Origin of the sequence: Thiomonas sp. X19, from assembly GCF_900089495.1 — a bacterium.
GTDB lineage: Bacteria > Pseudomonadota > Gammaproteobacteria > Burkholderiales > Burkholderiaceae_C > Thiomonas_A.
This window is the reverse complement of record NZ_LT605203.1, coordinates 1,925,611-1,939,996: the sequence shown is the minus strand read 5'-3', so window position 1 is coordinate 1,939,996 and position 14,386 is coordinate 1,925,611. Positions and strand designations below refer to the sequence as shown.

Annotated in this window: 14 protein-coding genes; 8 read left to right on the top strand and 6 right to left on the bottom strand. The window is 63.6% G+C overall.

What is annotated here, in order from left to right; all coding sequences use genetic code 11:
* Positions 1–22 precede the first annotated feature (22 nt).
* The gene (locus THIX_RS09135; RefSeq protein WP_146748490.1) at positions 23–976 is read left to right on the top strand and encodes a hypothetical protein; all 954 of its coding nucleotides are present in this window, start codon (positions 23–25) and stop codon (positions 974–976) included.
* Between the two features lie 16 nt (positions 977–992).
* Here the strand turns inward: THIX_RS09135 and trbB are convergent, their stop codons facing one another.
* The 3 genes from trbB to THIX_RS09120 form a co-directional block, all read right to left on the bottom strand.
* Positions 993–1,943: a P-type conjugative transfer ATPase TrbB gene (gene trbB, locus THIX_RS09130; protein ID WP_112485992.1), complete on the bottom strand. Its 951-nt coding sequence runs from the start codon at positions 1,941–1,943 to the stop codon at positions 993–995.
* 134 nt (positions 1,944–2,077) lie between these two features.
* A complete protein-coding gene (traI, locus tag THIX_RS09125; protein ID WP_112485991.1) occupies positions 2,078–4,033 on the bottom strand; it encodes a TraI/MobA(P) family conjugative relaxase in 1,956 nt (651 codons plus the stop codon).
* Positions 4,030–4,401, bottom strand: a complete 372-nt coding sequence (locus THIX_RS09120) for a hypothetical protein (RefSeq protein WP_146748489.1) — start codon at positions 4,399–4,401, stop codon at positions 4,030–4,032. The genes traI and THIX_RS09120 overlap by 4 nt, the downstream gene beginning before the upstream one ends.
* Before the next feature lie 373 nt (positions 4,402–4,774).
* On the opposite strand from THIX_RS09120, the gene THIX_RS09115 reads away from it, so the two are divergent.
* From THIX_RS09115 to THIX_RS09100, 4 genes are read left to right on the top strand one after another with little or no spacing between them, the layout of a single operon-like run.
* A complete protein-coding gene (locus THIX_RS09115) occupies positions 4,775–5,299 on the top strand; it encodes a hypothetical protein (RefSeq protein ID WP_146748488.1) in 525 nt (174 codons plus the stop codon).
* Positions 5,300–5,310: 11 nt separating this feature from the next.
* Positions 5,311–6,135, top strand: coding sequence for a hypothetical protein (locus THIX_RS09110; RefSeq protein ID WP_112485988.1), 825 nt, complete (start codon positions 5,311–5,313; stop codon positions 6,133–6,135).
* Entirely contained in the window at positions 6,135–6,770 is a 636-nt protein-coding gene (locus THIX_RS09105; RefSeq protein WP_112485987.1) for a hypothetical protein, read from the top strand. The genes THIX_RS09110 and THIX_RS09105 overlap by 1 nt, the downstream gene beginning before the upstream one ends.
* Positions 6,760–8,025: a conjugal transfer protein TraB gene (locus THIX_RS09100; RefSeq protein ID WP_233224474.1), complete on the top strand. Its 1,266-nt coding sequence runs from the start codon at positions 6,760–6,762 to the stop codon at positions 8,023–8,025. Before THIX_RS09105 ends, THIX_RS09100 begins: the two co-directional genes overlap by 11 nt.
* 13 nt (positions 8,026–8,038) lie before the next feature.
* Here THIX_RS09100 and THIX_RS09095 read toward each other — a convergent pair whose 3' ends face one another.
* The 3 genes from THIX_RS09095 to THIX_RS09085 are packed head-to-tail and all read right to left on the bottom strand — an operon-like array spanning position 8,039 to position 11,524.
* Positions 8,039–8,203, bottom strand: coding sequence for a P-loop NTPase fold protein (locus THIX_RS09095; protein ID WP_199195399.1), 165 nt, complete (start codon positions 8,201–8,203; stop codon positions 8,039–8,041).
* 40 nt (positions 8,204–8,243) lie between these two features.
* Complete coding sequence (locus THIX_RS09090; protein ID WP_112485986.1) at positions 8,244–10,286, bottom strand: helicase HerA-like domain-containing protein; 2,043 nt, start codon at positions 10,284–10,286, stop codon at positions 8,244–8,246.
* Positions 10,283–11,524 carry an SIR2 family protein gene (locus THIX_RS09085; protein WP_112485985.1) on the bottom strand — a complete coding sequence of 414 codons (1,242 nt, stop codon included), beginning with the start codon at positions 11,522–11,524 and terminating at the stop codon, positions 10,283–10,285. Before THIX_RS09085 ends, THIX_RS09090 begins: the two co-directional genes overlap by 4 nt.
* 159 nt (positions 11,525–11,683) lie before the next feature.
* Between THIX_RS09085 and THIX_RS09080 the strand changes: the two genes are divergently transcribed.
* The 3 genes from THIX_RS09080 (at position 11,684) to THIX_RS09070 (ending at position 14,339) form a co-directional block, all read left to right on the top strand.
* Positions 11,684–12,520 (top strand): type IV toxin-antitoxin system AbiEi family antitoxin domain-containing protein, encoded by an 837-nt coding sequence (locus THIX_RS09080; protein ID WP_112485984.1) that lies wholly within the window; start codon positions 11,684–11,686, stop codon positions 12,518–12,520.
* Positions 12,521–12,543: 23 nt separating this feature from the next.
* Entirely contained in the window at positions 12,544–13,362 is an 819-nt protein-coding gene (locus THIX_RS09075) for a nucleotidyl transferase AbiEii/AbiGii toxin family protein (protein WP_199195257.1), read from the top strand.
* Positions 13,363–13,712: 350 nt separating this feature from the next.
* Complete coding sequence (locus tag THIX_RS09070) at positions 13,713–14,339, top strand: lytic transglycosylase domain-containing protein (RefSeq protein WP_112485982.1); 627 nt, start codon at positions 13,713–13,715, stop codon at positions 14,337–14,339.
* Positions 14,340–14,386: the final 47 nt, after the last annotated feature.

The window sequence follows — 14,386 nt, the reverse complement described above, 5'->3', positions numbered from 1 at the left end:
CGTTTTCGTTCTGGACCCATTGATGACGACAGCACACAAACAACCGCACGCTGCATGCGCCCCTGCAACCGCACCTATGCCTACGCCCTCTTCTTCCGACGCAAAACAAACAACCGCCAGACCACCTCGTTCGGAAACAAGCGTCCTGGCTAAATTCGCCCTTGTTCTTCCGATCATCTACATCGCCCTGTGCCTGATCGGGTTCGGTGTTTCGCTGGCCGTGGAGAGCCATCTGGGCATTCCCCATTCGTCGCTGTACAAGGGTCAGATCGATCTGATCGATCTCTCTTCGATCGGCATGTTTTACCTGCTTTCGCTGATTGGCAAAATTGCCTTCAATCTCAACAATCACCTGTTCACGTTTTTTGGCTATCTGCTCTTTCAACCATGGCACAGTAACTGGCTCGAAGCGGTTTCTATTGCCCTCGTCATTGGCCTAGCCGCATTCTTCGTGCTGACTGTCTTTTTCCATAAGCAACAGCAAGCAGCCGCCGATTCCAATAAGCCCTGGAGGGGACAGCGGAGGTGGGAGCAAATCACCGCTCGCCTCCCCAAGGCCAAGGCAACTCTCCGCGGCAAAGGGTGGAGGGCCATGCTGGCAATTGCCATTGGTGTGCTGACTCCGCCGCTGTTCGTGCTGCTGCTGGCGATAGCGATGATCGTTGTCGCATTCGCACTTTCTACGCCTGTTTTCATTGGCATCGTCTCGGGCACGGCCCTGATTTGCCAGGACACCCACGGCGCAGCCATTGGTTGCTCTCCCATGGTCCGAACGGCAAAGACCTCGACCCCCGCGTCTCCCGCGCAACAAATCATCACGGTTCATTTGAAAGACGGCAAGGACATCGCCGGGGTGTACCTGCTGTCGACCCCCAGCGCGGTACTGATCTTTCAACCCCAGACGCGGCAGGCGATGGCGATCGTCACCGAATCGATCGCCGACATGTCGTTCAAGCTGGCCCCCCTGAGCAGGTGACCTCATCCCGCTGCACTCACGCCACACGCTCGACCCCAAACCCAGCCCCTGCCGACCACCCCCGCACCGCCGCCACCTCCTCGACCCTGCGCCCTTCCACCGTCCGCCGGATCGCCACCACCACATTGACCGCCTCGGCAATCAACTCGGGACTGGGCGGCACCCCCGCCTCTTGCACGAGCTGGCCGAGGCGAACCAGCGCAGCGCCGGCATCATTGGCATGCACCGTTCCCACGCCCCCGGGGTGCCCGGTGTTCCAGGCCTTGAGCAAGGCCAGCGCACTGCCATCACGCACCTCCCCAACGACGATGCGATCGGGCCGCAGGCGCATGCTGGCGCGCAGCAAGCGCGTCATGTCGGTGGTCTCGCTGGTGCGCAGGAACACCACGTTCCGGGCCTGCACCTGGAGTTCGCGCGTGTCCTCGATCACGACGATCCTGTGGTTGGGGTCCAACCGGGCCATACCGTCCAGGATGGCATTGGCAAGCGTGGTCTTGCCCGTTCCAGTGCCGCCACTGATGAGGATATTGCGCCGGTCTGCCACCGCCTGCTCGATCGCCTGCTGCTGCGCTTGGGTCATGATGCCCTGGGCGACGTAGTCCTCCAGCGTGAACACCAGGCTGGCCCGCTTGCGCAGCGCAAAGCAGGCTCGCTCCACCAGGGGAGGGATCAGCGCCTCGAAGCGGCTGCCGTCCAGCGGCAACTCGCATTCCAGGATCGGCCGCTCAGCTGTCACCACGGTGTCCAGCATGGCGGCGATGGTATTGACGATGGTCAGCGCGCGCACGGCCTCGATCCTGCCCGTGCACACCATGCAGTCCCCCAGGCGTTCCACCCAGAGCGTGCCGTCCGGGTTGAGCAGGATCTCGACGACCTGGGGATCGTCCAGGGGACCCAGGATCTCGACCCCCATGGCGCGGCGCAAGGCCTCGCTGTGCCGGGCATGCACCTGCTGTGCGCTGCTCATCGTGCCGTAACCACTTCACCCCGTGTCCGATCTCCTGCCATGCCGACTCCCGCATCGGCCCACGAACTGGGGGCCCTCCCCTGAATCGGCCGGCAGGAAACGGCTGAGGGGCGCCCAGCAACGCAAGGGCCCTGTTAGCGCCCTAGATCCTTCCCCTCCTCCCTGGAACCCAGCGGCTGCAGGTCGACCATCGGCAGAAGCGGCACCGACTCGACCGGCTTGGCCGCATCGGTGCCCTTGCCCTGCTGGGGTCGGTCAGGCCCTGCCTGGTACTGCCCGTGAGCCCTCCCCTGCATCCGCCCCTGCGCATCCCGGACGATGGCTTGCAGGTCGGGATTGCTCACCGCCAGTCCGAGCCGGACCGCCTGCCGTGCCGCGCGTTCGCGGAAGGCGCTGCTGCCGGTGATCTCCACCTGGCCGCCATACTTCTGCGCCGCGATGCGCAAAGCGGCTTCCAGAGTGGCGTCCGCCTTGTCATGCAGGACGATCAGAGGGCCGGTGTCGGTGAACTTCGCACTGCCGTCCTGCCCGCGGTAGATCACCTGTTGCCGGCGGTGATCGATCGCGGCGTGCAAGCCGGCCACGGTGAGCTGGCGCAAGGGGTCGAGCTCCTCCCCGGCGATACCGTCCTGCGGATGCGACCGCTTGCGCTGCTGGCGGTAGCGGATCCCACGCAGTGCCGCCTGGGCGGCTTCATCGCCCTGCCCGGCTTGTTGCTCCAGCCAGCTGCGCCAGACCTCGGTGCGTGGCAGCCTGGCCGTCAGGGCCTTGCGTTCCTCGGCCTGCCGCTGCTGCAGGGCTTCGCGTTCGCGGGCCGCCTGGAACGCCCAGATCGACAAGGCCACGCTGGGGGCCATGGCGCTTGATCGGGTTTGTTGCCGGATGCGTTGACGTGATACCCGATGTGCCGCAACCAAGACCGCGCGCTGCGCCTGCTGCTGGTCCCGCAGGACCTGGCGCTGCCTGGGTCTCTCGGCCTTCAGCCGGTCCTGCTCGGCCTGGAAGCGGGCGGCCAAGGCTAGGCGGGCCTGCGCACGGTCCTCACGCCTGGCCGCGCGCTGCGGATCCTCGTTGCGCACCGACCCATGGACTCGGGCTGTTTCAACCCGCACCCGGTCGGCGTGGATCTGCTGCTGGTAGCTTCGTTGAGGCTTCGGGTTCGATGCGGGTGCCTGATAGGGACCGAGGACCTTCTCCAGTTCCGCCTTGCTCGCCCAGCGGCCGAGCTGCGAGGCCTTGGCGGTCAGGACACGGCCGTCGTCCAGCCGGGTGCAGGCAATCATCCCCGAACCCTTGGCTTGGAGGCTGACACCATGCCTGGCCAACACGGCATGGGCGTCGGCCCATTGCACACCTGGGCGGCTGAGGACTTGCTTGAGATCGGTGGCAGGCCTGTCCGCCACCCAGGTCTGGAAGGAATCCGATCCGAGTCGGTGCTCGGCCGCGGCAGCTGCACGGCTGATGGCGGGCCGGCGGACGTCGGCTTCCGTCCAGAGCCCCATTTGCTGCGCCTGCTTGCGCGACAGGATGGCGATCTGACCCGGCTTGGGCTCCACCACGACCCAGGCACCATGGTCATGGCTCCAGCCCTGGAGGATCTCGATCTCTCGGCAGGCCTTGTGCAGGATTGCGTAATCGAACCGGGGTGGGCCCACCTTCTTGCCGAGCTGGGGATGGATGGTGTTGACGATCAGATGCAGGTGATCATGGTCGGTGTCGCGGTGCAGGGCCCAGAAGGCTTCGCAATCCTGCATCCCCAGGGAGGTCATCACATGATCGACGGCCTGCGTGCATTGCTGACAACTCGGATGCTCGCCCTCGGGCCAGCTCAGACTCAAGTGGTAGACCGGGTTCTTGCGGAGGCGCACCGAGCGGGCTGCGGTGGCGTTCATCATCGCGGCTGCCCACCGACGTTGCTCCGCCGTGTCCAGATCAGCGTCGAGGTTGACCAGACCCATGTCTTCCACAGGAATGGGATCCAGCCCCCTGGCCCTGGACGCCGGGTCGTCGCGGGTGACGTACTGGAGTGCATCGGTGAAGCCGCCCCGGGCCGGTCCGGACTTGCGCAGTGTGATGACCTTGGGGATCACAGCCGGCGCTCGATGGCCTTGACGACTTCCAGCAGCTGCTCGTAACCAGCCCAGTAGCGCTTCTTCTCTTGCGCCGTCCAATGGGCCTGCTTGGGATAGAGATGTTTGAGCAGGCCCCCCAAGCGTCGCAGTTCGGCAATGGCGGTCTGGTCGGTCAGGGTAGTGATCCGACGACCCATCGTGGCGCGGCGAATGAAGGCGCTGAGGGTCAGCCCGCAGGCCTGCGCTTTGTGGACCACGGCCTGGTAATCGTCCCGAGCCCAGCGAATCTCGACGCGCTTCTGGGGTGGACGCTGGGTGGCTTGCTCGGTGTCCTGCCGAGTGGCATTCCGGGTTGGATCCGCGACGGGGAGCGGTGATGACTGCATGCCCTTGAATCCGCTGGCAGGAAACAGCCGCCTCCGGGTTGCCGATGGGATGCTTGCCGCTACCACGCGGCCGACGCTGGTGGCCAGCATGCGGACGGCGGAGGGGCAATTCCCGTACAGGATAAGGGTTGTCCGTACAAGCCCGGAGCCGCGACAAGACGCGCCCCGGACTCGACGCGCAACCCCCTGGTCAGGCTGCGCCCGACACCCGCCATCTGCAGTGGCCACCAAGGGCTCTCCGCGGTTCCCTTGTCGCACCTGCCCCTTGCCGCACCTGTCCTTCCACGACTCTCCCGTTTCCTGCCCGCCGATTGAGGCTGGGGCCCCGTGGATGCGGGGCCACCGCCACAAGCTGATTTCCCCTGGAGACGAGATGGCAGATCCCGAGATGGCCGATGCACCACCGTTCGATGCGGCGGCGGCCGACGCCCAGCGCCAGACCGCCTCGGAGCGGCTGCTGGCCCGGCTGCAGGCGCGCCAGGCGGCGCAGAGGGCTGTGAGCCCCCGCGAGTACGCCCAGCGCTATGTGCGGGAACAGGAATCGCTGATCACAGAACTGCTCGGGAGTGGGGCCTCGTTCGACGAGGTCCTGGCCGAACTGAGCCTGACGTTCGCGGCCATTCCGAAGGCCGATCTGCGCCATGCGCTGGGGCAGTTGCGCGAGCGGCAGCGCCAGCGGCTCCGGTCGCGGGAGGTCCCGAAGCCTGCGCCGCAGTCCGCAACACCGGTTTCTGTCACCACGGCTGCTCAGCGCGTCTCCACCCTCCCCGATCTGCCAGCCTGGGCCGACGGCTCGGATCAGCGCGCCGACGAGTCGGATGCGGACTACCGGCTGCGCAAGCAGTTCGAGGGACCGCCCGAGGCCAGGCGGGCGTTCATTGGCGAAGACAAACTCTGAAGGAGATTTCCATGCTGAAAACCTTTCTGATCGACGGTGACAAGGGTGGCGTGGGCAAGAGCCTGGCTGCACGTGCCCTGGTGCACCACTATGTGGCCCAGCCGGAGGCCGAGCGCCCACGCCTGCTGGTGTTCGATGCCGACCGTTCCAACCCGGACGTGTGCGGCGAGGGTGGGCTGCAGGCGGATGGCGCCATCCTGGGGGCGGCGCTGATCGATCTGTCCAGCGAAAGCGGCTGGATCGATTTTGGCACCAGGATCGCGATGGCGGTGGAGGAGTCCCAAACGGTGGACTACCGCATCATCGTCAACATGCCGGCGCAGATCGGCAGCCGGGCCTTCGACGGGTCCATCCCGATCGTGGATGCCGTCCTGCGGGAAGCCCACACCGTTCCGGTCTGGCTGCTCAGCCGCACCCAGGAGAGCATCCGGGCGCTGCGCTACCGGCTGCGCCACATGGCGGTGCGATATGGCGCGGGACTCGTTGTGAAGAACCTGTTCTTCGGCCAGGCGCAGCAGTTCTCACTCTGGACCCTGGATGCGCTGCGGCGGCAACTGGTCGTGGAGGGGGCCTGGGTGGAGGCCGAGCTGCCGGAACTCAATGACCAGTTGACGGTGATGCTGGGGCGCAAACCCTTGCATGACGTGCTGGCCGCGGGCATCGATGGCAAGCCCCTGCCCTTTGGCTATCGCCTGGCGCTGCAGTCCTGGCTGGACCGCTCAGGTGCGGCAATGGCGAAGGTCGAAACCGTTGGAAACCCAGCTGGGAAGGTCATTGGGAATGCGGTCGGGAACGCGATCGGGAATGCGGCCGGAGGTGCGGCCAGGGGGCGGTGATGGCATACTCGAATGCCGAGCAGATCTTCCTGGACGCGCTGGGGGCTTTGCCGACCGAGGCGCAGTGGAAGGACATCCGCGCCATCCTGGGCACGCTGGAGCGCTGCCGCATTCTGGTGGACGATCCGGCCACGGCTCCGCACCTGGTGGATCTGGCCTGGCGCTGGGCGCGCATCCCGCGGCATGCGGAGGTGTCGGCGGCGATGCGGGCGTTGAGTCTGGAGTTCCTCGATCGGGTCGATGCGTTGTCCGGCAGAACGCAGCAGTTGGTGGAAAGGGTCGATGCCCTGCCGGCGGTGCTGCAGCGGCAGGGGCTGCAGGAGCAGAAGGTGCCCAGGATGCCGTCCATCGACCTGGCGGAGCTGGCGGCACGGCTGGCCGCGGCGATGCCGCCACTGGTCGTGAACGCCCGGGTGGACGTCGGGATCAAGGAGCGGCTGCGGGAGGTGCTGAGCGCAAGCTGTCTCATCGCTTTCGGGCTGGCGCTCGGGGCGACGGGCTATGGCAGTTGGTGGTGGGGACAGTACCGTCAAGGGGAGATGCTGGCACCGGTGTTCGCCCGGCAAGCCACGGAGCTCCAGCACCAGCAGGTGACGATCGACCGGCTGCGAACCGAGTGTCGGCATGCGCGCTGAAAGCTTGCGATGCTTGGGGATGGCACTGCAGCAGTGGGGACGATTGTTGGCGGTCGGCGTGTTGGGCGTGCTTCTGGGGATGGGCTGGCTGCTCGGAGGGTCTGGGCTCTGGGGGCCGTTCTTGTCCATGGGGCTGGTCGTGGTGGTGGCGGCCGGGCGTGAGGCCACCGAGCGCTTTCTTGCGGCATGGGGCTACTACGCCACGGGCTGCTGGCCGATCATCGGGGCGGCCACGGGGTATTGGGGGCCGGGGCATCTTGAGGCGGGTGTTGCGGCCTGGGCGGCATGCTCAGCGGCATTGGCAGGGCCCTGGATTGGGGCGTCTGGGCCTGTGGGTCTGCTCCTCGCGCTGGCGGCGACGGCCTTGCCGCCACTGGGTGTGATCGGCTGGTTGTCGCCGCTGAATGCGTCCGGGGTGTTGTTCCCGGGGTTGGGGTGGATGGGGTTGGGGAGCTTGGTGCTGCTGGCCATCGCCATGCAGGCGCTGGTGCGCAGGCTTACGGGAGGGGATGGGGACGAGGATCGGGACAAGTGCGGGGACGGGAAACGCAGGTGGTTTCCAGCGCGGGCTGCCGTGCTGGGCTTGACGGTTGTTGCCATGGTGGCGAATGGTGATGCCTATCGCGACGAGCGCGTTGGCACTGCCGTGAAATTGCCAAAGGGCTGGGTCGGGGTCCGGACGCATGTGGTGCCCAGCAGGAACAGCGTCCTCGGCACGATCGAGAACAACCAGATCCTCATCGAGGCGGCACGGGCCCAGGGTCGGGGAGCGCGGGTGGTGGTCTTGCCGGAGGCTCTTCTGGGGGATTGGCTGCCGGGGACGCGGCAGGAGTTCGCTGCTGCCGTACCGCCAGGACAGATCTGGCTGATCGGTGCGCAGGCTGGGAAGGCGGATGCGGTGGTGCTGGTGAGCCATGGCCGTGCCGCGGTGCGACTTGCGACCAGGGCCGCGGGTCTGCTGCTCGGCGGCGACTGGCAGCCTTGGGTACAAGACTCGCTGCAGCCCGCCTGGTGGCAGCGGGTTTTTGTGATCGGTGGGAAACGGGTGTGGGCCGCGCTGTGCGTCGAGCAGGTGCAGCCGTGGACCTGGCTGGAGGCGCTGTGGCAGAGGCCGGATGTGATCCTGGCGATGTCGAACGACTGGTGGGCGCCAGAGGGGAATGCAGCACCGGAGATTCAGGCCGCCAGCGCCCTGGCTTGGGCCAGGCTCATGGGGGTGCCGTTGGTGGGGGCGGTGAATCGGTCATGGTCGTAGCGATGAGTTTTGCTCACTCGATCATCTCCAGGACACTGGACTTCCCCACGCCCCAGTCGCCGTGGAAACCGATCGTGACAGGGTGATCCGGTTTCTCGCGCAGCAGTCCGATGATGGTCGTCGCGAACGCTTCGTTGTTGAGCAAATCAACTTTGGTTTCGTTGTCAGTCGGAATCACCCTTGCCTCCTCGACGCATTCGTTTTGTTCGATGCTGCTGTTACACACGCGAGTAGGGATACGAGCTCTTGATATAGACGTGCAGAAACTTCCCCTTCGAATCCGAAGCCATGAAGTCGTGATAGACCGATTCCGGTACGTTGTAGTACTGGTAAGTGCCACCACTCTTGAATTCGACTTCCAAGGTCTCTGAAGCAGCTTCATAACCCGCAGACAAGATCGTGGACGAAGCCACCATTTCGCGTTCCATATCGGCAATCTCCTCGGGCTTAAGTTTTTCGCGCGTATAACGGGCAGCAGCCCACAATGAATTTTGCGCTCGCCAAGATGCAGCGAGCCGTGTGTAGTCTTCGCTGATGCGCTCGCCCTTCCAGCGTTTTGCTACCGCGGGGTCCTCACTCTGTGGGCGGTGCTCTTCATTCGGCAAGGCGATGCGGCAACGCAACGGAAGGCGTGCAGCTTCGCCCGTGATGATTGCTTCTCCGGTTCGCAGCACGGGAAGACTTTCGACGATGCCGGACAGATTGTCTGGCAGCGTACCCTGGACTTTGCTCCGATCCGCCGCGTTGGAAAGCCGCAAGGCGATGAATGTGCCGCACTGCGACAGGATCGTTTCGTCGACTTCGGAAGGACGTTGACTGACGATCATTGCGCCGATGCCGAACTTGCGTCCTTCCTTGACGACCCTCTGCACGATGTCACGCGCCGGCCCACCGCCCTCCTTTGAGAGATAGCGGTGCGCCTCTTCCATGACGACAAGCATGGGGCGGTGAATGCCACCCTCGCTCTTCTCGCGCCCCCAGAATAAGCCTTCATAGATGATCTTCAAGATGGCCGCGATCAATTGTGCAAGCACGGCGCTTGGTATGCCGGAGAGGTCCAGAATGGTTATGGGTTTTCCATGGCCGAGCCAAGTACTCAGCAAATCCGGCAGGTCTTTCTCGGTACTGCCGTCGAGCTTGGGCTCCCACGCACCTGGATGTAGCAGGAAGTCATAGCGTCGATCGAGAAGACGCGACCGCATCTGATCCAACGGCCGCCGGATGCTGAGAACACCGATGTTGTTGATGAACGGCGCGGTTGACCCCAGGCCATTTGGCTTGTATTTGGGCGCCTTCAATGTTTCCGCATCGCCCGCCTCTACGAGCGCAGGCTTGGTCTTGGCTGAGTCTTCCCAGGTTTTGATCTCCGGGTCGACCAACTCAAACCACAGTTTCTTCAGATTGAACGGAACAGGGCTGTCCGCCGTCATCGACGTGACGTCCAAGCCGGCAAACGACACCGCGTTGGCGAGTGTCATCTTGTAGTCCAGAACCTTGTCGAGGATCTGGCTCATGGCTTTGTCGTCGAGCTTCCCCATCAGGAAGGTCAGCAGGTCAGCGGGGTCAAGCGCCCAGAATGGGATGTGCAACGGTTCTTCGCCATCACTGGGGTTGACCCGAAAGACTGTTGCGATGGATTGCAGGGCACGGCTGTACTCGCCGTGGACATCGAGCAGCAGAACACTCGCGCTGGGAAAGCCCCCATGCGCTTCGCCGGTTTCCCCCAGAACGATCGATCGCAGCAGGCTAGCGACCGTAGTCGATTTCCCCGCGCCCGTAGAACCGAGCACTGCGCTATGTCGTGTGACCAGCTTATCGAGGTCGATACGGACTGAGATGCCTTCAGCGTTGGCCAAGCGGCCAATGACAACCTGTCCACCGTCAGCCGAACCGTAGATCACAGCCAAGTCTTCTTCGGTGACCAAGTGCACTTCATCGTTGACACTTGGGTATTGGCTGATCCCACGTTCGAAGGACGAGCCGACGATCTCGCCGACCAGTTGGATCGTCATCCAACGGTCGCCGCGATCATTGGGCTCGCGCGCTGCCTCTGGCGTCGCGTTCGCACCAACCTCCGCGACGATGCCGTACAGATCGTGATAACCCTGTGGGATGCGCACGAAACTGCCTACCTGGCCGATGCGGTAGCTCTTGCCGCCGATGATGGCGATGCCCGAGGCCACACTCGGCGACTGCCGGATGCTGACTGTCGCGCCGGTCACGGCACCCACGTGCCCCAACAATGTCGGCTTCGAGTTCATGCAACACCAGCCGATGACACTACCGCCGCGTCTTCCTGCGTGGAAGAAGCCGCGGCAGTCGATGACTCTGCCGTCGGTAGTGGAGGCGGGAAATGCTGAGCCGCGCGTGATGATGCGAAGAACCGCGCGAGCCGGTCGAAACGGCCAAGTTGAAACTGTGCGGCCCCGCTCCTCTCATCGAGGTCCCAATAAGTGGCTCGAATAGCCCCCCAGTCGCGCGTTGGCAAGTCGCCCGGCATCCACGGCGCCGCGATGCCATTGATCATGGCCTTGTCCGGGGAATACAAGCTCATGTTGGCGCGGCGCCCCGCGATGTCGCGGGCATGAATTTCTTGTTCGAGCGGTTTGAACTGGAACGCGAACACGCTGGCCGACGGATTGGCGGCCAGGCATTCATCGATCCGCGCGGAAATGTGCGCGTCAGCGAAGGAAAACCCGCTCGCGATCAGCAACGTGTCGGGCATCATCAGGAACGCCCGCAAGCGGTCGAACAGCGCGGCATACGGTGCCTTCTGCGTCTGGTCGTATTTCAGATGCTCGGGGAACACCAAGTGGGTGGCATTCGCCTTCCCCGTGCGCACCACTTCGCCTCGCGCATTGGCGGCCCAGCCGAGCGAACCATGCAGCTTCCACAAGCGCGTCCAACGCGCTGGCAGGTCATTGCTCGCCACAGTAGACGGATCGAAAAAGGGTTCACTGGCACCGCTGAACCCGTCAAAAAACGGGACGCGCGTGCGCTCCAGCGCTTGCTCGAACAACAGGTCGTAGTTGGTGGTGAAAATTTCCACTGGGTGTTCGCGTCCCGTGCCGCTGATCCACGTCACGAACTCGGTGTACGGCGAAGGACCGTCGTGAAGGGGCTTGTTGACGATGGTGCCGATCTGCTCGCAGATGGCTTCGCTCAGCTTTTTGTACCCATCCCCATCAAGGTCATGAACCTTCGTCTTGCCAATGACGCCGGCCAAACTGCGCACTCGCGACAGGACCGTTTCAATGTTTGGGGTTTTCAGTTCGGCCCATACGGCGTCCAGGGTCTTGCCGTAGTCGGCTTTCAGCGCTTCCATCACCATGTCGGTGAGGCCTGCCACAGCAGGGATCAGCGGCTTGTCGCTACCAGGAGGGAAGATACCGGCCGGCGCGCCCGCCCCGACCAAGAGGCCAATCCGCTTGCGTCCCTGGGCAATGATCTGCCGCAGGCTGGCCATGTACTGGTCTGGATTGTGGACACTGACGGTCATCGAGCACTCCCTTTTTGGTGCAACCTATGGCGATTTTTGCCTTTGAGTTTTAATTGTTACATTTTACGCTCAATTTGTCTCCTAGAGAGAGACGAACTTGCCGCTGAGTATCGTTGATGTTATATTTAACGCGCAGTTCGTTTCTTTTCGAGGTGCATATTGAGCGCAAAATATCATTTGCAAACGAAGACGCTAGGCCCACGCGCAGCGCAGCTCTTCACTGAGCTGAATGAACTACGCCGGTCTACGTTCACCTTGGCGGATGTGGAATCGATCACCGGCCTATCGGCTGCGGCGGCCCGCAATCTCGTGCACAAGGCCCAGCAGCGAGGCTTGGTCACGCGACTGAAGCCTGGCCTGTACAACCTCGTGCCATTCGAACTCGGCCGGGCCACTGAGCACATCGATAGCCCGTACTTGATCGCGCGTGAACTCGCCGGTGCAGCGCCCTACTTCCTGTCGCACGGCACAGCGCTTGAACTGCACCGCATGGTGACGCAGCCAAACTTCACCGTGTATGTGTCATGTACGCGGCGCGTGCGTCCGCAGACGGTGGGCGGCTATGACTTTCGGTTTGTCCACATTAAGGCGGAGCAAGAATTCGGGGTCATGAAGCACTGGATCGACAAGGAACGCTTCGTGATGATCAGCGACATGGAGCGCACCATCATCGATGGTCTCCGACACCCGGCATTTGCCGGTGGCGTTACCGAAGTCGCCAAGGGGTTGTGGATGAAGCGGGACGTGCTGAAAGTCGAACGGCTGGTGGACTACGCACGACGCCTCGGCGTCGGCGCCGTCGTGCGTCGTCTCGGCTACCTGCTGGAACACTATGGCTTGGCCGATGCTCCGGTGCTGGAACAATTGCGCGGCATGCTGACGGCAACGTACCAGCGCCTCGATCCACTGCTCCCCGTCGAGGGGGCGTTCCTCTCACGTTGGAGGCTCCAGCTCAACGTGACTCCCGAAGAACTGGATGCCGTGAGGCTTGGCTGATGATTCCCCAACGCAACATTTCCATGATTTCCAACACGCTGGTGACCGCTGGCGGGCGACGCATCCCCGAGGCCGTCATCGAACGCGATTACGTGCTGGCCTGGTTCCTGACCGGCTTAGCTGGTCATCCGTTACGTGAGGCGCTGGCCTTCAAAGGTGGCACCGCCCTGCGGCGCTGCTGGTTCGAGGACTATCGGTTTTCGGAAGACCTGGATTTCACGCTGACCCGTCCGATTACCCTTGAAGATATCCTTGCTGGGTTGGGCGAAATCTTCGTGACCGTCGAAGCCGCCTGCGGCCTGCGGATCGCTTTCGACCGCGAAGACCGCCACGGCCACCAGAATAGCCATACGTTCTATCTGCGCTACCAGGGACCACTGCCCGCCGCGAACGATGTAAAGGTTGATATCACGATCAACGAAGTCCTGTGCTTCCCGCTGCGAGACCGCCCGATTCAGCGCACCTACGACAGCTTCGATGACTTGCCCGAAGGGCCGACCGTGAAGGTCTACGCCATCGAGGAGATCGTGGTTGAAAAACTGCTGGCCTTGAGCGATCGGGCGCGCAATGAGCCGCGCGACCTTTATGACCTCTGGTATCTGTTCGGTTCCACCAACTTGCGCGTTGCGGAGATGCGTGCCGAACTCGATACCAAGTTGGCATTGCGACAGCGCGTCGTTGCAGGCATGGAGCATGCAATCGCCACCAAGGAAGATCGTCTTCGGCGGCTCTGGGCCGCTCGTCTCGCGCACCAGATGAACCATCTTCCGCCATTCGATGATGTCTTTCGGGAAGTGCTGCGCGCGGTACGCGCCGCCGACTTGCCGAAGGCGGAAGACTGATCGGTTGCCTGCGTACCCAAGGAGATGCTATGGATGTCTCCCCACGGGGACTGATGCAGGAGCACCGAGATGAAGCCGTCATGTGTTGAGGAGAAAGCCCCGCTGTGGTGGGGTGGGTCCTCCGATAAATACGGCATCAAAGTATCAACGATGAGTCCCTTGGCGCCTCTTCACGGTCGAAGTACGCACGACCATGGAGGAGCCGGTCATCCATGAATTGCTCAAGGGAAGCCATACCCGGATCATATGCAAAAACCGACAAACCATCCATGTTTTTGCGTATGCGTTGGGTAGTCTGCTCACGTCAGACCCTTCACCCCCACCCCTTTGTCACCTCACCGATTGAGGCCATGACCCCGATCCAGCTGATCCTGGCCTGCGCCCCGCACGTCGCCCCCATCACCCTGGCCGCCATCGTCCAGCAAGAAAGCGCTGGCTTTGTCCTCGCCATCCACGACAACACCAGCGGCCGGACCTACCATCCGGCTGACCTGCACGCCGCCGTCGCCCTGGCCCGCCGCCTGATCGCCGCCCACCACGCCGTCGATCTCGGCCTGGCCCAGATCGACAGCAACAACCTGCCCGCGCTGCACCTCGGCGTCCAGGCCATCTTCGATCCCTGCACCAATCTTCGCACCGCACAGACCATCCTGCTGGCCGGATGGCCGCAATCCGGCGGCGACCTGCGTGCAGCACTGTCCAGCTACAACACCGGCGCCGCCACCAGCCTAGCCGGTGCGCGTTACAGCGCCCGTGTGTATGCCCAGGCCGGAGTGTCGATCCCGGCGATCCCCGGTGGCAAGCTGGCCCCATGGGCCCTGGCCGGAACTTGGCCAGCCGGCGCAGCGCAGGGTGCGCCACTGCTCCCCTTCCGCCCCCCGATCACCTGGACCCCACAGGCCAGCCCCTTGACGCCCGCAGAACAAGGCCTGGACGTGCACTGGCCGACAGCACCAAGCCCTTCACCCCAGTCTTGATCCGGCGGCTACCTGCCTCGCCGATCCCTGGCGCACACCCCGGCCCG

Bases quoted from the DNA above. Each gene is read 5' to 3' on its own strand.
- THIX_RS09110 (WP_112485988.1), top strand. From the start codon at position 5,311: ATGCTGAAAACCTTTCTGATCGACGGTGACAAGGGTGGCGTGGGCAAG.
- THIX_RS09100 (WP_233224474.1), top strand. From the start codon at position 6,760: ATGCGCGCTGAAAGCTTGCGATGCTTGGGGATGGCACTGCAGCAGTGG.
- THIX_RS09105 (WP_112485987.1), top strand. From the start codon at position 6,135: ATGGCATACTCGAATGCCGAGCAGATCTTCCTGGACGCGCTGGGGGCT.
- trbB (WP_112485992.1), bottom strand. From the start codon at position 1,943: ATGAGCAGCGCACAGCAGGTGCATGCCCGGCACAGCGAGGCCTTGCGC.
- THIX_RS09085 (WP_112485985.1), bottom strand. From the start codon at position 11,524: ATGACCGTCAGTGTCCACAATCCAGACCAGTACATGGCCAGCCTGCGG.
- THIX_RS09135 (WP_146748490.1), top strand. From the start codon at position 23: ATGACGACAGCACACAAACAACCGCACGCTGCATGCGCCCCTGCAACC.
- THIX_RS09115 (WP_146748488.1), top strand. From the start codon at position 4,775: ATGGCAGATCCCGAGATGGCCGATGCACCACCGTTCGATGCGGCGGCG.
- THIX_RS09120 (WP_146748489.1), bottom strand. From the start codon at position 4,401: ATGCAGTCATCACCGCTCCCCGTCGCGGATCCAACCCGGAATGCCACT.
- THIX_RS09070 (WP_112485982.1), top strand. From the start codon at position 13,713: ATGACCCCGATCCAGCTGATCCTGGCCTGCGCCCCGCACGTCGCCCCC.
- THIX_RS09075 (WP_199195257.1), top strand. From the start codon at position 12,544: ATGATTTCCAACACGCTGGTGACCGCTGGCGGGCGACGCATCCCCGAG.
- THIX_RS09090 (WP_112485986.1), bottom strand. From the start codon at position 10,286: ATGAACTCGAAGCCGACATTGTTGGGGCACGTGGGTGCCGTGACCGGC.